At 68.5% G+C, this 20,564-nt stretch carries 24 protein-coding genes; 8 read left to right on the top strand and 16 right to left on the bottom strand.

Going from position 1 to position 20,564, the window contains the following annotated elements:
- The 6 genes from NM2_RS09950 to NM2_RS09925 form a co-directional block, all read right to left on the bottom strand.
- The coding region (locus NM2_RS09950; RefSeq protein WP_067666891.1) for a GntR family transcriptional regulator at positions 1–558 on the bottom strand (558 nt) is incomplete at its 3' end.
- A gap of 41 nt (positions 559–599) precedes the next feature.
- On the bottom strand, positions 600–1,592 hold the full coding sequence (locus NM2_RS09945) for an isopenicillin N synthase family dioxygenase (RefSeq protein ID WP_067666889.1): 993 nt from the start codon (positions 1,590–1,592) through the stop codon (positions 600–602).
- Positions 1,593–1,627: 35 nt separating this feature from the next.
- Complete coding sequence (locus NM2_RS09940; RefSeq protein ID WP_067666887.1) at positions 1,628–2,713, bottom strand: isopenicillin N synthase family dioxygenase; 1,086 nt, start codon at positions 2,711–2,713, stop codon at positions 1,628–1,630.
- Positions 2,710–3,564 (bottom strand): ABC transporter permease, encoded by an 855-nt coding sequence (locus NM2_RS09935; protein WP_084530648.1) that lies wholly within the window; start codon positions 3,562–3,564, stop codon positions 2,710–2,712. The genes NM2_RS09940 and NM2_RS09935 overlap by 4 nt, the downstream gene beginning before the upstream one ends.
- Positions 3,561–3,827 carry a hypothetical protein gene (locus tag NM2_RS09930; RefSeq protein WP_157121001.1) on the bottom strand — a complete coding sequence of 89 codons (267 nt, stop codon included), beginning with the start codon at positions 3,825–3,827 and terminating at the stop codon, positions 3,561–3,563. The genes NM2_RS09935 and NM2_RS09930 overlap by 4 nt, the downstream gene beginning before the upstream one ends.
- Entirely contained in the window at positions 3,824–4,642 is an 819-nt protein-coding gene (locus tag NM2_RS09925; RefSeq protein WP_245717936.1) for an ABC transporter ATP-binding protein, read from the bottom strand. The genes NM2_RS09930 and NM2_RS09925 overlap by 4 nt, the downstream gene beginning before the upstream one ends.
- A gap of 252 nt (positions 4,643–4,894) precedes the next feature.
- Between NM2_RS09925 and NM2_RS09920 the strand changes: the two genes are divergently transcribed.
- Positions 4,895–6,067 carry a nitrate ABC transporter substrate-binding protein gene (locus NM2_RS09920; RefSeq protein WP_067666883.1) on the top strand — a complete coding sequence of 391 codons (1,173 nt, stop codon included), beginning with the start codon at positions 4,895–4,897 and terminating at the stop codon, positions 6,065–6,067.
- A complete protein-coding gene (locus NM2_RS09915; RefSeq protein ID WP_067666913.1) occupies positions 6,067–7,437 on the top strand; it encodes an amidohydrolase family protein in 1,371 nt (456 codons plus the stop codon). The genes NM2_RS09920 and NM2_RS09915 overlap by 1 nt, the downstream gene beginning before the upstream one ends.
- Before the next feature lie 225 nt (positions 7,438–7,662).
- Here the strand turns inward: NM2_RS09915 and NM2_RS09910 are convergent, their stop codons facing one another.
- On the bottom strand, positions 7,663–8,235 hold the full coding sequence (locus NM2_RS09910) for a class I SAM-dependent methyltransferase (RefSeq protein WP_067666880.1): 573 nt from the start codon (positions 8,233–8,235) through the stop codon (positions 7,663–7,665).
- A gap of 55 nt (positions 8,236–8,290) precedes the next feature.
- Here NM2_RS09910 and NM2_RS09905 point away from each other — a divergent pair, with 55 nt between their 5' ends.
- Both NM2_RS09905 and NM2_RS09900 read left to right on the top strand, forming a co-directional pair.
- Positions 8,291–9,100: an AraC family transcriptional regulator gene (locus NM2_RS09905; protein ID WP_245717935.1), complete on the top strand. Its 810-nt coding sequence runs from the start codon at positions 8,291–8,293 to the stop codon at positions 9,098–9,100.
- Positions 9,101–9,209: 109 nt separating this feature from the next.
- The gene (locus NM2_RS09900) at positions 9,210–10,169 is read left to right on the top strand and encodes a pseudouridine synthase (protein ID WP_067666876.1); all 960 of its coding nucleotides are present in this window, start codon (positions 9,210–9,212) and stop codon (positions 10,167–10,169) included.
- A 10-nt stretch (positions 10,170–10,179) separates the two neighbouring features.
- On the opposite strand, the gene NM2_RS09895 is transcribed toward NM2_RS09900, so the two are convergent.
- Positions 10,180–10,647: an EXLDI protein gene (locus NM2_RS09895; RefSeq protein ID WP_157121000.1), complete on the bottom strand. Its 468-nt coding sequence runs from the start codon at positions 10,645–10,647 to the stop codon at positions 10,180–10,182.
- Between the two features lie 240 nt (positions 10,648–10,887).
- Between NM2_RS09895 and NM2_RS09890 the strand changes: the two genes are divergently transcribed.
- From NM2_RS09890 to NM2_RS09875, 4 genes are all read left to right on the top strand, one after another.
- Complete coding sequence (locus NM2_RS09890) at positions 10,888–11,688, top strand: CPBP family intramembrane glutamic endopeptidase (protein WP_084530646.1); 801 nt, start codon at positions 10,888–10,890, stop codon at positions 11,686–11,688.
- 240 nt (positions 11,689–11,928) lie between these two features.
- Positions 11,929–13,779 (top strand): hypothetical protein, encoded by a 1,851-nt coding sequence (locus tag NM2_RS50150; protein WP_067666872.1) that lies wholly within the window; start codon positions 11,929–11,931, stop codon positions 13,777–13,779.
- Positions 13,780–13,889: 110 nt separating this feature from the next.
- Positions 13,890–14,570: an SGNH/GDSL hydrolase family protein gene (locus NM2_RS09880; protein ID WP_067666870.1), complete on the top strand. Its 681-nt coding sequence runs from the start codon at positions 13,890–13,892 to the stop codon at positions 14,568–14,570.
- A gap of 180 nt (positions 14,571–14,750) precedes the next feature.
- Positions 14,751–15,995 carry an acyltransferase gene (locus tag NM2_RS09875; protein WP_067666868.1) on the top strand — a complete coding sequence of 415 codons (1,245 nt, stop codon included), beginning with the start codon at positions 14,751–14,753 and terminating at the stop codon, positions 15,993–15,995.
- A 94-nt stretch (positions 15,996–16,089) separates the two neighbouring features.
- Here NM2_RS09875 and NM2_RS09870 read toward each other — a convergent pair whose 3' ends face one another.
- From NM2_RS09870 to rplB, 8 genes are all read right to left on the bottom strand, one after another.
- Entirely contained in the window at positions 16,090–17,070 is a 981-nt protein-coding gene (locus NM2_RS09870; RefSeq protein ID WP_174575623.1) for a DUF6585 family protein, read from the bottom strand.
- A 186-nt stretch (positions 17,071–17,256) separates the two neighbouring features.
- Positions 17,257–17,553, bottom strand: a complete 297-nt coding sequence (gene rpsQ / locus NM2_RS09865) for a 30S ribosomal protein S17 (protein WP_067666864.1) — start codon at positions 17,551–17,553, stop codon at positions 17,257–17,259.
- Positions 17,550–17,789, bottom strand: coding sequence for a 50S ribosomal protein L29 (gene rpmC, locus NM2_RS09860; protein WP_040818715.1), 240 nt, complete (start codon positions 17,787–17,789; stop codon positions 17,550–17,552). Before rpmC ends, rpsQ begins: the two co-directional genes overlap by 4 nt.
- Positions 17,786–18,202 carry a 50S ribosomal protein L16 gene (rplP, locus tag NM2_RS09855; RefSeq protein WP_067666862.1) on the bottom strand — a complete coding sequence of 139 codons (417 nt, stop codon included), beginning with the start codon at positions 18,200–18,202 and terminating at the stop codon, positions 17,786–17,788. The genes rpmC and rplP overlap by 4 nt, the downstream gene beginning before the upstream one ends.
- Before the next feature lie 3 nt (positions 18,203–18,205).
- Complete coding sequence (gene rpsC, locus NM2_RS09850; protein ID WP_067666860.1) at positions 18,206–19,009, bottom strand: 30S ribosomal protein S3; 804 nt, start codon at positions 19,007–19,009, stop codon at positions 18,206–18,208.
- Positions 19,010–19,408 carry a 50S ribosomal protein L22 gene (gene rplV, locus NM2_RS09845; RefSeq protein ID WP_067666858.1) on the bottom strand — a complete coding sequence of 133 codons (399 nt, stop codon included), beginning with the start codon at positions 19,406–19,408 and terminating at the stop codon, positions 19,010–19,012.
- Positions 19,405–19,686 (bottom strand): 30S ribosomal protein S19, encoded by a 282-nt coding sequence (gene rpsS / locus NM2_RS09840; RefSeq protein ID WP_025347177.1) that lies wholly within the window; start codon positions 19,684–19,686, stop codon positions 19,405–19,407. The genes rplV and rpsS overlap by 4 nt, the downstream gene beginning before the upstream one ends.
- Before the next feature lie 14 nt (positions 19,687–19,700).
- Positions 19,701–20,531 (bottom strand): 50S ribosomal protein L2, encoded by an 831-nt coding sequence (gene rplB, locus NM2_RS09835; protein ID WP_067666856.1) that lies wholly within the window; start codon positions 20,529–20,531, stop codon positions 19,701–19,703.
- Positions 20,532–20,564: the final 33 nt, after the last annotated feature.

The raw sequence follows: 20,564 nt of genomic DNA, 5'->3' as shown, positions 1-20,564 counted from the left end.
GTGCACGATCGCGACGTGCTCGGCGACCGCGAATCGGCGGCCTTCCTCGTCCGACCACAGCCCGGTGTTGTACAGGTGCGCCTTCGCGTCGAGCCGGTGCAGCGCATCGCTCAACGTCCCGTTGCCCGCGAGGTCACGGACCGCGGTATGGAACTCTAGGTCGTGGCGCGCCTCGCCGAGCGCGTCGGCCGGTTCGGCCAGCCGCGCCTGCTGCCCATCGACCAGCGCGACCAGTCGCCGCACGTCCGACACCGACGCGCGCAACGTCGCCTGCCGCGCGGCGTACCCGTCGAGCAGTTCCCGCACGGCGAGCACGTCGGCGATTTCGCGCTCGTCGACGTGGGCGACGCGCGCGCCCGCGTGTGGGGTGTGCACCGCCAGCCCGTCGGCGACGAGTCGCTGCACCGAATCGCGCACCGGGCTGCGACTCACGTCGAGCACGGATGCCAGGGCCGGGACGCTCAGCGGCGCGCCCGGTGGTAGTTCGCCGGTGAAGATGCGGTCCAGCAGTTGCTTGTACACCGTCTCCCCCAGCAGGGAGTCCGAGCCGCCGCCCACCAGTGCCGTCCTCCTGCCCCGCCCGGCTTCGACCGGCGCGCTCACGCCGTGCGGCCCGCGTAGTTCGCGGCGACCCGCTGTCGAAGGTACTCGGCCGCGGTGATCGGCGGATAGGTGCCGCGCGGCGGTGCGATCACCACATCGCGGTTGGCCTGGGCGAAGAACGGGATGGAGTAGCGCGGCCCGGTGTACTCGCCCGCGCCGGGCACCCGGACCCGGTGGAAGGTCGAGCGCAGCACGTCGTCGCTCCAGCGCATGAGCATGTCGCCGATGTTGCAGGTGATCGCGTCGTCGGACGGCGCCACCGGGGTCCACTCCTGGGCGTCCGCCGCACGGCCGGGGCAGACCTGAAGTCCGCCCTGGCCGTCGCGCTGGAAAAGCAGTGTGAGGCAATCGAAGTCGGTGTGCGCGCCGGCCCGCCAGGTGCCGGGTCGGCCGCGCAGCTCGTCGGGCAGCGCGTAGTAGTGGATCAGCCGCAGCGTCGACTGGTATTCGGCCGAGCCGGGATCGTGTGCGCGAGTGAAGAATTCGCGATCGAAGCCGAGCCGGTCGGCGAAGCAGGACAGCACCCACATCGCGAGTTCCCAGCAGTGGCGTTCGAACTCCAGCATGAAGTCCCGGAACCCCGGCAGCTCCTGCTCGGCCGGCCACAGCCCGGCCATGCGCGGGCGGGTGATCTGGTACGACTCCTTCTGGTCCGGGGTGCCCACCGAGGGGCGGACCTGACTCGAGTACTCCCATCCCGCGTTGTTCGGCTTGTCCAGCGGCAGTGCGGATTTGGCCGTTTCGGGCAGCGCGAAGAACTCCGCCGTGCGCGCGAACGCGGCGTCGACGAGATGCTGCGGTATCGAGTGATTCACCAGCTGGAAGAAGCCGATCTCGGTGGCGGCGTGCCACAGCTGGTCGGTGATCTCGCCGCGCCGCGCCTCGCGGTCGGTCAGGTCGATTCGCGGGACGCTGCGCGCCGTCTCGACCCCCAGGCCGCCCATCCGGCTCTCCCGGTCCAGCTCCCGCATGCGGTACTGCTCGGTCATCGTGTGTGTTCTCCTGTCGGACAAGAAGATTCGAGTCATTTTCGGGCATTGCCGCGCCCGGCGGCATCGAGCACGCGGGCGGCCTCGCGATCGGCTCCGGCGGGTGTCTTGCCGCGCTTCATCCCGGCGAGCTTGGCCTGTAGGTGCGCGGCGATGGTGATCGGCGGGTAGGCGTCTTCCCCGGGCCGCACGGTGCCGGGCAGCGGCTCGATCACGGCGTCGTGGTTGCCGTCGAAGAAGAAGGCCGCGGACCGGCGGCGTTCGATCCGGCCGTCGACCACCGGCGGGTCCACGCGGTGCAGGGTGGACCGCCATCGGTCGTTCGTCCAGCGCGCGAAGGCGTCGCCGAGGTTCACCAGGAATGCCCCCGGAGCGGGCACGACGGAGTGCCACACCGCATCCGGCCCGAGCACCTCCAGCCCGGCGACGCGATCCGCCCACAGGACGGTGAGGATCCCGAAGTCGGTGTGCGCGCCCATCCCGGTGAGCGGCCCGTCCAGCTCGATCGCGCCCGGTGGCAACGCGTAGTTGTTCATCTTCAAGGTGTCGATGGAGTGGTCGATCAGATCGTCGAAATAGTTGGGGCCCAACCCTAATGCGTCCGAGCAGGCGCGCAGCAGCGCGCGGGACAGGACCGTCACCTCGCTCAGGTACGCCGCCACGGAATCGCGGAAGCCGGGCACGTCGGGCCAGCGGTTGGCCGGGTAGTCGGCCTCGGGCAGGTCCAGTCCGGGATACGCGGTGGCCTCGGTGCCCACGGTGAACGCCTCGTAGAAGTCGTTCATCCGATTCGACGGCGCCACACCGAGACTCATGCTCAGCGACTCGGACTTCGGCGGCGTGTAGCCGCGGTTCTCGCCCGGCCGGTGAAACTCACGCTTGGTCTGCGCCGAGGCACCGAAGAAGCCGTCGATCGCCGCCGCGAGCCCGTCGATCGCGGCGTCGGGCACGCCGTGCCCGACGACCTGCAGGAAGCCGACCGTGCGGCAGGCGTCGTCGATGCTCGCCGCGACGGCGGCGCACGCCGAGTCGGTGGCGGCGCACCCCGCGGGGTCGAGGTAGGGCGCGATGTCGACGGTGGGTATGACGAAATCGCTTCCCGGAGTGATGGATTCGCTCATCGCACACCTCCAGAGCTGTGCCAGCGCCCGACCGCGAGACGGGACACCGCGGAGCAGACGACGAACACGGCCACACCGAACGCCGCGGCCAGCACGATCGCCGCGATCAGATCGGTGGAGCGCAACTGTGCCCGGTAGTCGTCCATGAGGGTGCCGATGCCCGGTTCACCCTGGGCGAAGAACATGTCGCCGATGATGGCGCCGATGATCACCTGTCCGGACGCGATCCGCAGCCCGGTCAGGATCGCGGGCGACGCCGCGGGCAGCTCGAGCCGGACTAGGCGTTGCAGGCGGGACGCCCGTCCCAGCGTGAACAGCTCGTGCAGGCCCGGATCGACGGAGCGGAACCCGAAGTGGGTGTTGGTGATGATCGGGAACAGCGCGATCATCACGCACACCGTGACCCGCGAGGTGGTGCTGTAGCCGAACCACAGCCCCAGCAGCGGGGTGATCGCGAGGATCGGAACCACTTGCAGCACAACGGCATAGGGGAAGATCACGCGCTCGAGCCACCACGTCTGGCTCATCAGCGCGCCCACGGCGATCCCGATCACCGCGGCCGCAACGAACCCCATCCCGGCCACCTTCGCGGTCACGCCGAGCGCGGTCAGCATGGGCCGCAGGTGCACGGGATCGAGCAGCGACTGCGCGAACACCGTGTGCGGAGCCGGGAGGAGGAACCGGCGTCGCGGGCTGAGCACCAGATAGGACACCGCGTACCACAACCCGATTCCCGCGGCCAGCGCGGCGACGGCCACCGACCCGCGCCCGAACCGGGCAGCGAGCCGACGCGGCGTAACCGGGGTGGCCTGCACGACCCGGGCGATCGGCACATTCAATACGGTACTCATTCCGCCACCCCGGCAAAGCACGACTCCGCCACGAGCAGGGTCGTCGGAGTGTCGACCACTCGACCACCGCACTCCGGCATGAACACAATCGTAGCCGTGTCGACCACCCGCCCACCGCACTCCGGCACGAGCACAGTCGTAGCCGTGTCGACCACCCGCCCACCGCACTCCGGCACGAGCACAGTCGTAGCCGTGTCGACCACCCGCCCACCGCACTCCGGCACGAGCGAGGTCTCGGCTGCGGCCATCGGTCGCTCACTCATGCGACACCTCGCAGCAGTCCCGAGATGCGCGCGACGGTATCGGTGTACTCGGGCGCGAATCGCAGCTCGGCTCCCCAGGATCCGCCGTCGCCGCGCTCACCCCTCGGCCGTGGCAGATCGACCTCGATCTCGGCCGCGATCCGGCCGGGCCGGGCCGACATCACGATCACCCGGTCGGCGAGCAGCACCGCCTCGGACACCGAGTGCGTCACGAACACCGCGGTGTAGCCGCCGCGTTCGCACAGGCCCAGCAGTTGCAGCTGCATCTCCTGCCGGGTGAGTTCGTCGAGTGCGCCGAAGGGCTCGTCGAGCAGCATCAGCTCGGGCTCGAGGGCGAGGGCGCGAGCCAGTGACACCCGCATCCGCATGCCGCCGGACAGCGCTTTGGGCAGCTGGTCGGCGAAGTCCTCCAGCCCGACCGCGGCCAGCGCGGCATCCACCCGCGCCCGGCGCGCCGCGGACGGCACGCCGGCGAGCTCGACCAGCAGGGATGCGTTGCGGCGCACCGAAGCCCACGGCAACAGCGTCGCCTCCTGGAAGATGAAGGCGACCGACGGCGTGCCCACGGCGACCGCGCCCGCGGACGGTCGCTCCAGTCCGGCGGCCAGGCGCAGCAGGGTGGATTTGCCGCAGCCCGAAGGCCCGACGATCGCGACGAACTCGCCGCGGCGCACCGACAGCGATACCGACGACAGCGCGGTGGTTCCGGTCGGGTAGGTCATCGACACCTCGTGGAACGACACCTGGTCGTCCGCTTTCAGATGCCGTGCGTCGACATCGCCGCGCGTGTCGACCAGTGGTGCGAAGGATGGCAAGAGAACCTCCGATATCGGAACGATCTGCGAGCGGATTCGGCTCGCGGTGTGCATCCAGACTCTCGATTGCATGTAATCATCACGTGAACGTCGCCGTGAACATCTTGTTACATGCATCCTCTGGGCTTGTGGACCATCGCGCGGTGCGCGACCGTGTAATCGCCCCCGACACTCCCGGCTTGTCCGGGCCGCCGCACCCGCGACCACTCCCGGTCCCGCGATTTCGCTCCCGATTCCGTTGCAGGAGAACAGATGTCACTCTTTCATGCCCATATCACGCGACGGGCGGTCGCGCTGGCCGCCGCGCTGACCATCGGTGCCTGCACCCTCGCCGCATGCGGTTCGTCGACCACTCCCGCCCCGTCGGTCTCGCTGGCCCCGGCACCCGCCGCGCAGCGCCTCGCCGGCGTCTGCCCCGACACCCTCACCGTGCAGTTGCAGTGGCAGCCGCAGGCGGACATGGGCGCGATGTTCCAGCTGCTCGGACCGGACTACACGGTGGACACCAACACCAAGTCGGTCACGGGAACCCTTGTGGCACAAGGGAAGAACACCGGAATCAAGCTGCGGCTGAAGTCGGGCGGCTCGGCCATCGGATTCCAGTCGGTCGCCTCCCAGATGTACGTCGACTCGTCGATCGATCTCGGGCTGGTGCACGGCGACCAGATCGTCGCGGCGAGCGCGGGCCAGCGGGTCGTGGGAGTCACGCCGCTGCTGACGCACAACCCCGCGATCCTCATGTGGGACTCCGCCGCGCACCCCGGCCTGAACCTGCGCGGGCTGGCCGCGTCGCACGCCACCGTCGTGGTGTCCAAGGAGCAGACCTTCCCGACCTGGCTGCTCGCCAAGGGTTACGTCACGAAATCGCAGCTCGATACGAGCTATGACGGCAGCCCCGCCCGGTTCGTCGGCGACCCGTCGATCGTGCAGCAGGGTTACGCGGACGCCGAGCCGTGGGAGTACGAGCACGACACCCCGGCGTGGAACAAGCCGGTCGCCTCCGGTCGCCTCTCGGAGCTGGGCTTCGACCCGTACGCGTCCAACGTGTCCGTCCGGGCCGACCGGCTCGCGCAGCTGACGCCGTGCCTGAAGAAGCTGGTACCGATCGTGCAGCAGGCGGACGCCGACTTCGTCACGGCGCCGACGGCCACCGACAAGCTGATCGCCGACGTGGTCGCGAAGGACCCGGCCTACGCCACCTACTCCCTCGCCGAAGCGCGGTACGCGTCGGGAATCCTGAAGTCCGAGAACCTCATCGCGAACGAGAACGGCTCGGTAGGCACGTACGACCCGGCGCGAGCGCACGCGTTCGTGACCGACCTCGCGCCGCTGCTCGCCGCGCAGGGCGCGAAGGTGGACCCGAAGGTCGATCCCGCCACACTGTTCGACCCGGAGTTCGGCGACCGCTCGATCGGCATCCGGTGATGCCCCGCGCTCTGCGGTCGAATGCCGCACCGACCCGGATCCACACCGTCGCCGACGTGACCGTGTGGAACGGCGCGACCTGGCGTCCGCACACCGACGTGTCGATCGCGGACGGCATGATCACCGACGTTCGCGACCATGTCCGGGACGTCACCGGGCCCGGCGTGCTCGACGGCACCGGCGCTCACCTCATCCCCGGCTTCGTCAACACCCACACGCATACGCAGCAGTCGCTGTGCCGCGGTGTCGGCGAGGGCCGGCCGCTGTTGGAATGGTTGCTCGCGGTGGGCGAGGCGATGAACGCCGTCACCCCCGAGCGGGCCTATGTCGCCACCGTGGCCGCCGCGGTCGAGGGCCTGCTGTCCGGTACGACGACCCTCGTGGAACACATGTGGCCGCATCCCGCGCCCGAGGTACACGACGCCGTACTCGCCGCGCTGTCCGACGCCGGGGTGCGGGCAGTCCTCGGCCGGGGTGTCGCGGACCGCGAAGATCCCACTCGCCGTTGGGGTTTCGACCCGCGGCTGATGCAGCCGCTGGACACCGCGTTCGCCGACGCCGACCGGCTCGCCGCGGCCGCCGGCGACCGGGTCACACTGGGGCTGGCCGTCCCGAATCCCCGCTCGCTGACGGTCGAGGGCATGCGCGCCACGGCCGCGTTCGCCCGGGACCGCGACCTCACGGTGATGATCCACCTGTCGGAGACGGGCACCGACGACGAGATGTGCCGTGCGCACGCCGGTCTGTCCGCGATCGACTACCTCGCCGAGGGAGAGCTGATCGGCGAACGCCTGCTCGCGGTGCACGGCGTCGGACTCGACGCGCACGCGCGCCGGGCGTTGTCCGCCGGAGGGGCCGCCGTGTCGTGGAACCCGGTGTCCAACATGCGACTCGGATCCGGGGTCGCACCCGTCCCCGAACTGCTCGCGGACGGCGTCGCGGTCGGACTGGGCGTCGACGGCGCCGGGTCGAACGACCGGCAGGACATGTTGGAGACGTTGCGCGCGGGCGCATATGTCCAGCGCGCGCACGCGCGCCGAGCCGACCTGTTCGACATCGGGTCGATGCTCGCGATCGCCTGCGACGGCGCGGCGCGAGCGCTCGGGCTGCCCGTCCCACTCTCGCCGGGCGGCGTGAGCGCCGGACGTCTCGCCGACCTGACCCTGCTGCGATTCGACCGGGACTTCGCCTGCCTACCCGTCAGCGACCCCGGTGCGACGCTGCTGACCTGCGGTACGCCGCGCATCGTGGACACCGTGCTGGTAGGCGGCGATGTCGTGGTGACCGACGGCCGCAGCACGCGGATCGACGTCGACGCGCTCACCGCGGCGCTGCTGGCGCTCGACCCACACGCCGTTCCGTCCGCCTAACCGATGCAGTCCGCGACCACTCGACCCGCACGCCGCTCCGCCCGCCTAACCGACACAGTCCGCCACCACCCGACCTGTACGCCGCTCTGTCCGCCTAACCGACACAGTCCGCCACCACCCGACCTGTACGCCGCTCCGTCCGCTCGGCCGACGCAGTCCGCGACGGGTTCACCCCGACTGCCGCCAGGACGGTTCGGTTGCCGACCCGCACCAGTTCGCGAAGGGCTAGCTCCCCGGACGTCGCGCGCGGAAACGAAAGCTGGACAACCGCTTGTCGACCTCGATGTCGGTGAACCCGACGCGCGTCAGGCGGTCGGCGATCGTCTCCGGCGGAACCGGCACACAGGTGTCGCCCACGTGTATCAGCCGGAACGGCAACTGATCCAGACCGTCGCTGCCCGCGAACACTCCGCCGGGGCGCAGCACCCGCAGCGCCTCGGCGAACAGCTCGTCCTGCCGGGACGGCGACGGGACGTGATGCAGCATCGTGAAACACACGACCGAGCTGAACTCGTTGTCCGCCAATGGCATTGCCGCACCATCGCCCTCGACGACCCGCAGCCTCCCGTCGTGCTTCACCCGCAGACCGGCAGCCAGCTCGGGATCGATCTCGACCCCGGTGAGCGTCGCCGCACGGTCGCGCAGCGCCCTGACGTTGGCGCCGTAACCGGGACCGATCTCCAGTGCGGAGTCGCCGAGGTCCAGGCCCGCCAGCGCCCACGGCACGATCTTCTTCGCACTCGTGCGCTCCCACAATGCGGAGCGGCACAGCACTCGATGTAGGTAGTTCATTCCCATGACCCCGACGGTAGGACGCCAGGGCGATGGCAACCAGACGCTATGGTGACAGACTGTGTCGCAAAACGGTCATGCTCAGCTGCTCACACCGCCGCCGGGGTCGACCACGATGATCGTCGGGGCAGGCGACCTCCCGTCCGGCCACTGGTTCGATACGCACGAACATCCCCAGCACCAGATCGCCTGGGCATCGCGGGGAGTCCTCGCCGTCCAGACCGGCGTCGGCCGCTGGGTGTTGCCACCCACCCGGGCGCTGTGGATTCCCGGCGGCATCGCGCACCGCACGGGCACCTCCCAGGGCGCGGCGATGCGCGGCATCTTCGTGGAGCCGGACCACACCCCCGTCGCCTTCACCGCGCCGACGCTGTTACGGGTGGGCCGCCTGCTGCACGAATTGTTCGACCACCTCGCCGCGGACGCCGCCCACATCGCGGACGACTGCGCAGCCGCCCGGCCCGACCCCGGTGCGGCCGGGCCACGCCGACGAGCGGAGGCGGTCGTGTTCGACCTGCTCGAACCCGTGGAGGTGATACCGGTCGGCGCGCCGCTGCCGACCGATCCGCGCGCGCTGTCGGTCGCGCAATCTCTGGCGCGAGATCCGGCCGACGACCGCTCCCTGCATCAGTTCGCCGACGCGGCCGCCGCGAGCCCGCGCACGCTTGCCCGGCTGTTTCTCGCCGAGACCGGAATGACCTTCGGGCAGTGGCGAACTCAGATCCGGCTGGCGGCCTCACTACCGCTGCTCGCCAGCGGGCTGCCGGTGGCCCGCATCGCCGAGCGGGTCGGTTACGGCACCTCGAGCGCCTATGTGGCGGCCTTCCACCGCACGGTCGGCATCTCGCCGGGCCGGTACTTCGCGCGGTGATCGCCGCCATCGCCGTTCCACGAACCCGATGCCGCGGCCGGGGCATGCCTCCCGTGCCGAGATCGGCGGGCGAACGGCGAACCGGCACGTGCGGTTAGTCTCATTCCCGATGAGACGCAGGCAGAAGCCGCCGCTGCCGAAGCGGCACGGACTGGACCCGGCGCGGCTGCGGCTGCCGGACGAGGGTTCCTGGGCGACCATCCGCGATCACCTCGTGGAGCGGTTGCCCAGAGTCGCGCCCGCGCGCATCGATGAACTGCTCGCCGAGGGCGGCATCGTCGATCTGGACGGCCCGATCGCGCCGGACGCGCCCTATGTGCCGGGCGGGGCGGTGTGGTTCCACCGGGATCTGCCGCAGGAGACCGAGGTGCCCTTCCGGATCACCATCGTGCACCGCGACGAACATCTGCTGGTGATCGATAAACCGCATTTTCTGTCCACGATTCCGCGCGGCAGGCACATCCTGCAGACCGCCCTCGTACGGCTGCGTCGGGAGCTGGAACTGCCGGATCTCGTTCCGGCACATCGCCTCGACCGGGCCACTGCCGGACTGGTGCTGTTCGTGATCACCCCCGCCCAGCGCGGCGCGTACCAGAAACTGTTCGGTGAGCGCCGCGTGCGCAAGGAGTACGAGGCGATCGCCCGGTACGATCCGGACCTATCGCTGCCGAGGACGGTACACAGCCGGATCATCAAGGAGCGCAACATCATTCGCGCGTTCGAGGTACCGGGAGAGCCGAATGCCGAGACCCGCGTGGACCTGCTCGACCAGCGCGGCGGACTGGGCCGCTACCGTCTGCGCCCGCACACCGGCCGCACCCATCAACTCCGAGTGCACATGAACGGCCTCGGCATCCCGATCCTCGGCGACGACTTCTTCCCCGTCCTGACCGAGCGGCCCATCGACGACTTCACCCGGCCCCTGCAATTGCTCGCCGCCACACTGGAATTCGCCGATCCGGTTACCAGGGCAGCCCGCCGCTTCGAGACCACCCGAACCCTGCAGGCCTGGACCGACCCCGCCGGATGGTCGGCCGGACTGCCCCCGGAACCGCACCGCGACAACTGATCTCGGCTATTCAGATGTCGAGGTATTCGACGCGCGGCTGCTCGACCACGGCGACGACGCGACGGTGGAGTTTGGGCGAGAGCACCGCGTGCAGGCCGTCGAGGGTGTCCACGACCTCGACCTCGTAATCGCCCCAGCTCGGATCGGCGTCCGTGTCCACGCCGAATCCGCCGCCGCCCAGCATGCTCAGCCAGTTCTTCCAGTTGCCCTGGAAATTGGCGCGCGACGCCATCTCGGCCCAGTCGAACCGCTGCCGCTGCACCACGAATTTGCCCGAGCGCCCCTGGTAGACCTTGGTCACCTCGACCTCACGCTTACCGAATTCGCGGCCCTGGACCACGAATCGGCCCTCGAAACGTTTCGTCCGCGCACCGGCGGGGCCGTCGGCCAGCTCGATGGTCGTGAATCCGGCCTCGGCGCCGCGCTCGGCCGAATCCGAGGAGTCGACCGGGACAGTCTGCTGCGAATCGATGGTCATGACTTCCGCCTTCCTGAATTGATGCACAGATGCGCATCAAGTAATTCATTCGATGCACGGGGAACCGTGCGATCAAGGCTCCGGCGACCGCCCGCAACCTCGAGGGCCACCCATCGTCGGGTCGTCGCCTTGCCTCGTCATCACTATACGTAGACGTATACATATAGCGCAAGGCTGTTTCCGATTGCGTGATCGATGGAATATGGCGAACTCTCAGCTAACGAAAGTAAACTGGGCCTGATGTCTCGAAACGATAACGACGGCACACCGGACGTGAGCGGCTCCGGCGCGAGTGCGCACGCCCTCGCCGAACCGCCCGCGGCAGCCGGACCGGTTCGCCGGATCCACGCCTACGTGGACGTGGCCGTCGTCGTCCTCACCCTGGCCGGCACGAATCTGATCGCCCACTTCACCTCGGCCTGGGCCAATATCGTGACCGTCCCGGTGGCCGCCGTGGTCCTGGTGCTACTGATGCGCCGACGCGGGCTCGGCTGGGCCGAACTCGGCCTGTCGCCGCGACATTGGCGGCGCGGCACGCTGTACGCGCTGGGCGCGATCGGCATCGTGCTCGGCGCGGTGGCGATCGGGGCGGCGCTGCCGATCACGCGGCCGTTCTTCCTCGCCGATCGCTACGCGACCATCTCCGGCGCGCTGATCGCGTCGATGATCGTGATCCCGCTCCAGACCGTCATTCCCGAGGAACTCGCCTTCCGCGGCGTCCTGCACGGCGCACTCGACCGCGCCTATGGCGTGCGCGGCGTATTCGCCGCGGGCTCACTGCTTTTCGGGCTCTGGCATATCGCCTCCTCACTCGGCCTCACCAGCGGCAATCGCGGACTGAGCGGCGTTCTCGGCAACGGCCCGGCCGCACAGATCGCGGGAATCGCGCTGGCGGTCCTGGCGACCGGCGCGGCGGGCGCGGTCTTCACCTGGTTGCGGCGGCGCAGCGGCAGCCTGCTCGCGCCGATCGCACTGCACTGGTCGCTCAACGGTGCCGGCGCGCTCGCCGCGGCACTGCTCTGGCACACCGCGCTGCACTGACGCCTTCCCGCCGATATCTCGAAAGTTGCCGGTGGACGAGGTTTTTCGAGATCCACCCGAACGGATGTTCGGTGGAAGCATTGACCTCGGATAGGCCGGGCATTACTCTCACTGCGGTCACACATACGTTCGAGTAATCGGTTCGGCTGCTGCCGCAACCGCATCCGCACCCGGGAAGGCGCGCCATGCTCGACAACCGGTCGACCGGCAATTCCGAACCCTCCGACCCCGCGACGGCGGGTGTCCAGTCCCGACGCGCGCCTGGCCCAGCTGTATCGCCGCGCCGAATGGTCCTCGCGGGCACTGATCGGCGTCGTCGTGCTGGGCATGCTGTGGGCCGGGGTGAACGTGCAGCACAATCTGGTGCCCAGCGGCGATATGGCCGACCCGCTGTACTGGCTCAGTTACGGTTTCGAGGCGATGATCTCGATCCCGATCATCACCATCATGGTCGTGGCGACCACCGCCGCCCGTTGGGGCCGCGAAATCGCCCGCGGCAAGGTCGTTTTCCTGGAGGCGGCGCTGCTGGGCGTGACCATCGCCCTGAACGCGGGCCCGCATGTGGTGGCGGGTGAGCTGGCCCGCGCCGCCGAATCCGCGGTCGCACCAGTCATGGTCGGCGTGGTGATCTGGTTGCACGCCTGGGTTTCCGCGCGCTATGCCCAGCTCATCGATGCCATCCCCGTCGAGAACGACGCCGCCCCCGACCAGCCGCCCCGCCGCGTCACCCGCACCACCGTCGAGTTCGGCGAACCCCGCAGCGCCACATTTCCCGAATTCACTCCCGAGCCAACCGATTCGGTAGCCCTCCCGATCGGTCGCACCGCGCGCCCCGACACCTTCGCCGCCCGATTCGACCCCGCCGCAGCCTTTTTCGCCACGTCGGCCGGGAACGGCGAATTCGCCCGAACGAACGTCGCGCCGCCGCCCACCGCGCACCCGCACGGCGCACCCGCCGCCCCGAACGGCGTCGCATCGCCCACCGCGACTCCGCAGCAACCCCCGATTCCCAGCGAGTCCCCAATCCACGACAACCACAACGGAACCGCCGCGGGCCAACCGCAGCATCCGGCCGCGGGTCCCGCAGCAGCACCGCAGCAGACTCCCGCCGCGGCATCCGTCGCCAACACCACTGCGTCCCCGCAGTGCGCTCCCGCCGAATTCCCCACGAATTACCGCACCCCCGAATCCGAAGTCGCGCCGACGAACGTCGGGTCCACCTCGTTCACCGACAGCGGTGCCACGAATTCCACACCGACCGTGGTCCCGCACAACATGATCGCCGATTCGGCGACAGCCGCTCACGATGTCAGCGCGGCCGCGATCGCGTCCGAGCAGGCCGCGAACACCGAATCCGTGAATTCCACACCGGTTCCGACCTCATTCAGCGCTGGCGACCGAGCCGCCGGATCCGTGTACGAAGCAGCGGCCTCGACGCCGCACGACACGATTCCCGGAACCGCATCCGCATCGGCCCAGGCGGAAGCCGCATCCCGTCCCACTGCGACTGTCGACGACCCCGAACCCGCCGATGGCACCGAACAATTCACGGGGAGCCGAACCGACGAGCCCTCCGGCAGCCAGTCGTCTGCCGTCTCGCCGCAGCGGTCCGCGACCCCACCTCGCGCCGATACACCCGCCCAGCATCCCGCCCGGCGCGCGGCGGCGATGACCGAGTCCGCCGAAGCCACCCGCCCGGCCGCGAGGGCGGAGCAGGGCACCCAGCTCGCACTGGACGAGCAGGCGATGGCCGAGGCTCCGGTGCGACGGACGCGGCCGCGGATCGTGCCGAACCCCGAACCGGAGACCCGCGCACAGAGCTACGTCCCCGAGGCGCACGACCCGTGGGACGACGGCGACGAGATCGACCCGGACAGCGATGAGACCGGAGTCTGGGCGGTGGCACGAGAGATCTCCGCGCGACGGCTGTCCAAACTTCCCGTCGAACAGCTCGCCGAGGTCCTCACCCTCGCGGACGAATCCTGGACCCCGGCCGCCATCGGCGCGTCGATCGGCCTGCCCGGCTCGCGTATTCTCGGCATCCTCGAGGCGGCGCGCCGCCTCGCTCGCCCGTACGCGGTCAGCAGTTGATCGAAATCCGGACCGACACGCACCCCACTGACCTCCCGATATGCCCAGGTGGCGTAGGTCACCACGATTCACAGCTTGACCCCAGGTTTCAACCAAATAACACTGACTACGTGAAGCGCGTTTCGAGATTCGGCATCTACGCCACTGTGGTCGCGGCGGCGTCCGTAATCGGACTTGGTACCCAGCATGGCCACGCGGGGGCCACCGGACCCGAAGCAGCGCAGGATCGCCCGACGCTGGCCGTGGTCGGGGCATCGATCAGTGACGGGGTCGGCGCGGGCTCCCCGCAGAAGGGCTGGCCCGTCCTGCTGGCCCACCAACTCGGCTGGCGTTCGACGGTGAGCGCCGATCCGGGCGCCGGATACGTCGCGACGGGCTACCACAAGCTCGGCCCCATGGAACGGCTGCTGGGCAAGTTACAGCTCACCGCCGACCACCCGACGGTCGTCATCGTGCAGGCCGGATACAATGACATCGGTAAACCCGAGGCCCAGCTGGCCGCCAATGTGCGCAAGGTCATAAGCGCGATCCGCACCCAGGCCCCGGACGCGGCGGTCGGCGTGATCACGGTCTTCCCGAAGGGGCAGGCGACTCCGGCCGCATGGGCAACCGACAAGGTCATCGTGACCGCGGCCAGGGCGGCCTACCCGAAGGTGTACGTCTTCGATCCTTTGTCGTCACATTGGGTATTCCCTACAGTGGCAGATCGGCTACATCCCACCGCGGCCGGTCATCAGTGGATCGCCAACCGCCTTGCCTCGGATTTCCGGCACTACGGTCTGACCCGCTGACCGTCGGACGACGGGCTCCTCGACCGGCACAGTCGATTCGGAGGAATCGATCAGTCGGTTCACAGGGTCGGTGGGAACGATGGCGAGAAGGGCCGACCGAGGGAAGTATATGAGGCAGAGCGTAGACCGGGGGTCCATGACGGAGGTGACGGCGTTGATTGCCCAGGTTGCGGTGGCCTGATGATTATCGACATCGCACCCCCCTCCGTAACAGCAAAGTCCGAGAAGTCCGACGCCCCCGCTCCACGACGCAAACGGCCGCATCTGCATCAGATCGACCTGTTCCGAATTCTGACCTTCGCGTGCGTCATCGGGGCACACGTGGTCGGCAATTCGATCGATGCGGGCAACACCGCGTCCAACGCGGTGGTCATGCCCCTGCACTTCACCCGCGACGCGTTCTTCGCGCTCACCGGATTCGTGCTGGTCTACCAGTATCGCGGCAAGTCGCTGGACACCCGGGCGTTCTGGCGTAAACGTTTTCCACTGGTCGGCATCCCCTATCTCGCCTGGTCGGTGATCTACTGGGGGTATTCGGTCGTGGCCGGGCTGCATCCCGGGGAATCGTTGCACAGCGCGCTGTGGCGGCTGGTGTTCGAGACAGCGACGGGCGGGGCCTGGTACCAGCTGTACTTCCTGCTGGTGACGATGCAGGCATATCTGCTGTTCCCGCTGATAATGCGCCTGCTGCGCGCGACACAGGGAAATCACCGGTGGGTCCTCGCGGCGAGCGCGACCCTGCAACTGGGCGTCCTGTGGTGGCTGGTGCATCCGCCGACGCTGACCGGACGACCGCTCGGCATCTGGAACCACCTGTACGCCACGGTGATCCCGTACCAGCTCTACATTCTGCTCGGCGCGATCGCGGCCTGGCACATCGACTCGGTGGCCCGCACGGTACGCCGGTTCGGCCCGCTGTTCGTGGCCGGTGCGATCGTGGGGCTCGCGCTGGCCGAGGTGTACTTCCTGTGGCAGACGCGGCAGATGCCCGCCTGGCAGGCCAACAACGTGTTCATGCCGCACCTGCTGTTCTGCTACGTGCTGATCATCTTCGCTCTCTACACGGTGAGCAGTTGGTGGGCCGCGCGCAGAAGTGAGCACGACGTGTTCTCCCGGGTCGTGCGCTACGGCTCGGACCGATCGTTCGGCATCTTCCTGTCGCACCCGATCGCACTGCAGGTGCTCGCACCGGTCATTCCGGCGCTACAGAACCATCTCGGGCTGTTCTGGGGCACGGTGGTGCTGTATCTGACCGTCGTCGCGATGGCGATCGGCATCACCGAGGTGGCCAGACGCATTCCGGGCAGCCTGTGGCTGACCGGACGGCCGATGCTGCACAGCGATCCGCGCGCCCTCGCCGGGCGCCTGCGTCGCACGGATGCACCCGAATCCGCCGAAGAACTGACGCGTACGCCGGCACACTGAATCGTCCTCCGGTATCAGCGCGGCCCGCCGTCCCGACGGCGGATCGCGCGTCGGCACGGTCGAGGAGATCTACGAATCAGCGAATCACGGTATTTCAGCGGGTTTCGACACCCGCGGTATCGGCTTTCCGCGATCGAGCCCGCTCCTCGGGGAGCTCCTCGCCGGGTGATTCATCCTCCCCGGACGCGGGCGAGTCGGCAGCGGCGGGCGCCGGATCCGCGGGCGGATCGGCGATTTCGGGCCGTACCGCATTCCGCTCGGCCAACTCGGCCGCCGCCGCCATCCGCAATCGCTCGGCGACCTCGTTGAAGATATAGAAGTTCGGAATGGATTCGATGGGCGGCAACGTGACCCATCGCGCGCCGGACTTGAATCGGATCAGACCGCCCTGCGCATCGATCGTATGGACCTGTTCCCAGGGATAACTCGTGCCCGCGAAGGTCAATTCGGCCAGATCCACGGCGATTTCGCCGAACGGCACGCTCTGCCCGGCATCGATCGCGGCCACCGTGCGCGGGAGTTGTGTTGCGGTCACCGCGGATTGGATCACCGGACCCCATTCGTGCGCACAGTCGAATTGGCGTTCGTCGAAGGATTCGTGCGATCCGTCGGGGCCGTCGAGGGTCATCGAGTATTCGGCGGCCGACCCCTGCGACGGGATGACCGACTGCCGCACTTCGGCGCTGTCCCAACGGAACGCGGTGATCTCCTGACCCGACCGATACACCGTCAGACCGTGATCGAACACGTCCATCCGGGCCGTACGCACCGCACCCGTGAGGCTGCCGCGCAACCAGGCCGCCACCAACGGAATCAGCGCGAGAACCGCGAACACGATCGTGCCGGTCCACCACGAGGCGGTCGCGCAGATCCCCGCGACGATCGCCAGGCCGCCCGCGATCAACCCGCAGGCACGCACGAAAGTGTCGTCACTCATCGCGGCCGGCAGAAAAGTCTGGCGATGCACGCCCAGCTTCTCGTATTCGGCCATCAAATGAACCAGCTTCGTCAGTGGCACCGGGGGCCGCTCGCCAGCTCCCCCGGCCCCCTGCCGGACCGTGCTCGGGGTGGTCACATCATCCCTCCATACGCGGGGTTTCTCCGCGCGAAGCGTATTCCACTCGCCCCGATCTTTCTACCAGTGGGCGCCTGGAGATCCGATTTGTCGCGGCCATATCCGCGTCCATTGATATACCGAAGGCCCGCTTCCCGGAAATGGGAAGCGGGCCTTCGGTTTTCGGCTTTCAGACGTGGAGAGGGCCTACTTGGCCCGCTCCAGGACCTCGACCAGACGCCAGCGCTTGGTGGCCGACAGCGGACGGGTCTCCATCAGCTGAACGCGGTCGCCGACACCGGCGGTCTCGTTCTCGTCGTGCGCCTTCACCTTGGAGGTGGTGCGAATGATCTTGCCGTAGAGCGGATGCCGGTTACGGTCCTCCAGCTCGACGACGATCGTCTTGTTCATCTTGTCGGAGACGACGTAGCCGACGCGAACCTTGCGGCTGCCACGCTCCTCCTGCTTGGCCGGCGTCTTGGCCGGGCCCTTGGTCTCGCTCATGCGGCGTCTCCCTCAGTCTTGGGACCGGTGGCCAGACCGAGCTCACGCTCGCGCATGACCGTGTAGATGCGCGCGATCTCGTGGCGGACCACACGCAGCCGACGGTTGTTCGTCATCTGACCCGTCGCCATCTGGAAGCGCAGGTTGAACAGCTCTTCCTTCGCCTCACGCAGTGCGGCGACGAGCTCGTCCTGATCCTTGTCCCGCAGCTCTGCGGCCGGTGTTCCGCTCATCAGAACTGCTCCTCCCTCGTCACGATCCTGCACTTCATCGGGAGCTTGTGCATCGCGCGGCGCAGCGCCTCACGAGCGGTCTCCTCGTTGGGGTAACTCATCTCGAACATCACCCGGCCGGGCTTGACGTTCGCGACCCACCACTCCGGCGAACCCTTACCGGAACCCATGCGGGTCTCGGCGGGCTTCTTGGTCAGCGGGCGGTCCGGGTAGATGTTGATCCAGATCTTGCCGCCACGCTTGATGTGGCGGGTCATCGCGATACGCGCCGACTCGATCTGCCGGTTGGTGACGTAAGCGGGCTCCAGAGCCTGGATGCCGTACTCGCCGAACGCCACCGAGGTGCCACCCTTGGCCATGCCGGAGCGGCCCGGGTGGTGCTGCTTGCGGTGCTTGACCTTGCGAGGCATCAGCATGGGTCAGCCCTCCTGAGGTGTCTGCGCCGGAGTATCCGCCACAGCGGTGGCGGCACGCCCGGCCTCGGTGCTGGTCGCGGTGGTACCGGACGATCCGGACCGCCGCGGACGGTTCGGCCGCTCCCGACGCTCACGACGCTCACCCGACGGGGCGGCGCTGGCCGTGACCTCGCGCTTGCCGCCGACGATGTCGCCCTTGTAGATCCAGACCTTCACGCCGATGCGGCCGAAGGTGGTCCGAGCCTCGTACAGGCCGTAGTCGACGTCCGCACGCAGCGTGTGCAGCGGAACGCGACCCTCGCGGTAGAACTCCGAGCGCGACATTTCCGCGCCGCCGAGGCGGCCCGAGCACTGCACGCGGATGCCCTTGACGTTCGGCGAACGCATGGCCGACTGGATTGCCTTACGCATCGCGCGACGGAACGCCACACGGTTCGAGAGCTGTTCGGCGACACCCTGAGCAACCAGCTGCGCATCGGACTCGGGGTTCTTGACCTCGAGGATGTTCAGCTGCACCTGCTTCTTGGTGAGCTTCTCCAGCTCGGCGCGGATGCGGTCGGCCTCCGCACCACGACGGCCGATCACGATGCCCGGACGCGCGGTGTGGATGTCCACCCGGACGCGATCACGAGTGCGCTCGATCTCGACCTTCGAGATGCCGGCCCGCTCCATGCCCGTGGCGAGCAGCTTGCGGATCGCGACGTCTTCCTTCACGTAGTCCGCGTACTGCTTGTCCGCGTACCAGCGCGACTTCCAGTCGGTGGTGATCCCGAGTCGGAAGCCATGGGGATTGATCTTCTGTCCCATTTACTTGGCCCCTCCCTTCCGGCGGCTACGAGCCGGGGCGGCAGTGGGCACGCTCTCGACCTCGATGGTGATGTGGCTGGTGCGCTTACGGATCCGGAACGCACGGCCCTGGGCCCGCGGCTGGAAGCGCTTCATGGTCGCGCCCTCGTCGACGTACGCGGTCGAGATGACCAGCGTCGCCGGGTTCAGGCCCAGGTTGTTCTCGGCGTTGGCCGCGGCCGAGGCCACGACCTTGGCGACCGGCTCGCTCGCGGCCTGCGGCGCGAACTTCAGGATGTTCAGCGCGTCCTCGACCCGCTGGCCGCGAACCATGTCCACGACGCGGCGCGCCTTCATCGGCGTCACGCGGACGTGCTTGGCGGTCGCGCGTGCGGTCGGATTCTGAGTTTCAGTGCTCATCGCCGCTTGCTCTTCCGATCTTCCTTGACGTGGCTCCGGAACGTGCGGGTCGGTGCGAACTCACCGAGCTTGTGCCCGACCATGTTCTCCGACACGAACACCGGCACGTGCTTGCGGCCGTCGTGGACCGAGAACGTGTGGCCGATGAAATCGGGGATGATGGTCGAACGCCGCGACCAGGTCTTGATGACCTGTTTGGTGTTCTTCTCGTTCTGGACGTCCACCTTCTTGAGGAGGTGTTCGTCGACGAACGGGCCCTTCTTCAGGCTGCGTGGCATGTCTTAACCTCCTCTTAGCGCTTCTTGCCGCGACGGCGGACGATGAGCTTGTCGCTCGGACGGTTGGGTTTACGAGTACGGCCTTCCGGCTGACCCCAGGGCGAGACCGGGTGGCGACCACCGGAGGTCTTGCCCTCACCACCACCATGCGGGTGGTCGACGGGGTTCATCACGACGCCTCGGACCGTGGGGCGCTTGCCTTTCCAGCGCATGCGGCCGGCCTTGCCCCAGTTGATGTTCGACTGCTCGGCGTTGCCGACCTCGCCGATGGTGGCGCGGCAGCGCACATCGACGCGGCGGATCTCGCCCGAGGGCATACGCAGGACGGCGTAGGCGCCTTCCTTACCCAGCAGCTGGATGCTCATACCGGCCGAGCGGGCCAGCTTGGCGCCGCCGCCGGGACGCAGCTCCACCGCGTGCACGGTGGTACCGGTCGGGATCGAGCGCAGCGGCAGGTTGTTGCCGGGCTTGATGTCCGCACCGGTGCCGGACTCGATGCGAGTGCCCTGCGTCACGCCCTTGGGAGCGATGATGTAGCGCTTCTCGCCGTCCGCGTAGTGCAGCAGCGCGATGTTGGCGGTGCGGTTCGGGTCGTACTCGATGTGCGCGACCTTGGCCGGCACGCCGTCCTTGTCCAACCGGCGGAAGTCGATCAGACGGTAGGCGCGCTTGTGGCCGCCGCCGCGGTGCCGGGTGGTGATCCGGCCGTGCGCGTTACGACCGCCGGACTTGCTCAGCGGACGCAGCAGCGACTTCTCCGGGGTGGAACGAGTGATCTCGGCGAAGTCCGAGACGCTCGCGCCACGACGGCCCGGCGTCGTCGGCTTGTATTTACGGATTGCCATGAGTTCTTCTCTGCTTTCTGGATTCTCCGCCGC

It is taken from the genome of Nocardia miyunensis NBRC 108239 (genome assembly GCF_001613065.1).
Classification (GTDB): Bacteria; Actinomycetota; Actinomycetes; order Mycobacteriales; family Mycobacteriaceae; genus Nocardia; species Nocardia miyunensis.
The sequence above is the reverse complement of the archived record's forward strand: the minus strand, read 5'-3'. Positions and strand labels throughout refer to the sequence as shown.

Coding starts and splice junctions, on each gene's coding strand:
- NM2_RS09930 (WP_157121001.1), bottom strand. CDS start 3,827: ATGAGTGAGCGACCGATGGCCGCAGCCGAGACCTCGCTCGTGCCGGAG.
- rplP (WP_067666862.1), bottom strand. CDS start 18,202: ATGCTGATGCCTCGCAAGGTCAAGCACCGCAAGCAGCACCACCCGGGC.
- NM2_RS09910 (WP_067666880.1), bottom strand. CDS start 8,235: ATGGGAATGAACTACCTACATCGAGTGCTGTGCCGCTCCGCATTGTGG.
- rpsS (WP_025347177.1), bottom strand. CDS start 19,686: ATGCCACGCAGCCTGAAGAAGGGCCCGTTCGTCGACGAACACCTCCTC.
- NM2_RS09940 (WP_067666887.1), bottom strand. CDS start 2,713: ATGAGCGAATCCATCACTCCGGGAAGCGATTTCGTCATACCCACCGTC.
- NM2_RS09945 (WP_067666889.1), bottom strand. CDS start 1,592: ATGACCGAGCAGTACCGCATGCGGGAGCTGGACCGGGAGAGCCGGATG.
- rplB (WP_067666856.1), bottom strand. CDS start 20,531: ATGGCAATCCGTAAATACAAGCCGACGACGCCGGGCCGTCGTGGCGCG.
- NM2_RS09890 (WP_084530646.1), top strand. CDS start 10,888: ATGTCTCGAAACGATAACGACGGCACACCGGACGTGAGCGGCTCCGGC.
- rpsC (WP_067666860.1), bottom strand. CDS start 19,009: ATGGGACAGAAGATCAATCCCCATGGCTTCCGACTCGGGATCACCACC.
- NM2_RS09920 (WP_067666883.1), top strand. CDS start 4,895: ATGTCACTCTTTCATGCCCATATCACGCGACGGGCGGTCGCGCTGGCC.
- NM2_RS09915 (WP_067666913.1), top strand. CDS start 6,067: ATGCCCCGCGCTCTGCGGTCGAATGCCGCACCGACCCGGATCCACACC.
- NM2_RS09895 (WP_157121000.1), bottom strand. CDS start 10,647: ATGACCATCGATTCGCAGCAGACTGTCCCGGTCGACTCCTCGGATTCG.
- NM2_RS09900 (WP_067666876.1), top strand. CDS start 9,210: ATGAGACGCAGGCAGAAGCCGCCGCTGCCGAAGCGGCACGGACTGGAC.
- rplV (WP_067666858.1), bottom strand. CDS start 19,408: ATGAGCACTGAAACTCAGAATCCGACCGCACGCGCGACCGCCAAGCAC.
- rpsQ (WP_067666864.1), bottom strand. CDS start 17,553: ATGAGCGAGACCAAGGGCCCGGCCAAGACGCCGGCCAAGCAGGAGGAG.
- NM2_RS09935 (WP_084530648.1), bottom strand. CDS start 3,564: ATGAGTACCGTATTGAATGTGCCGATCGCCCGGGTCGTGCAGGCCACC.
- NM2_RS09875 (WP_067666868.1), top strand. CDS start 14,751: ATGATTATCGACATCGCACCCCCCTCCGTAACAGCAAAGTCCGAGAAG.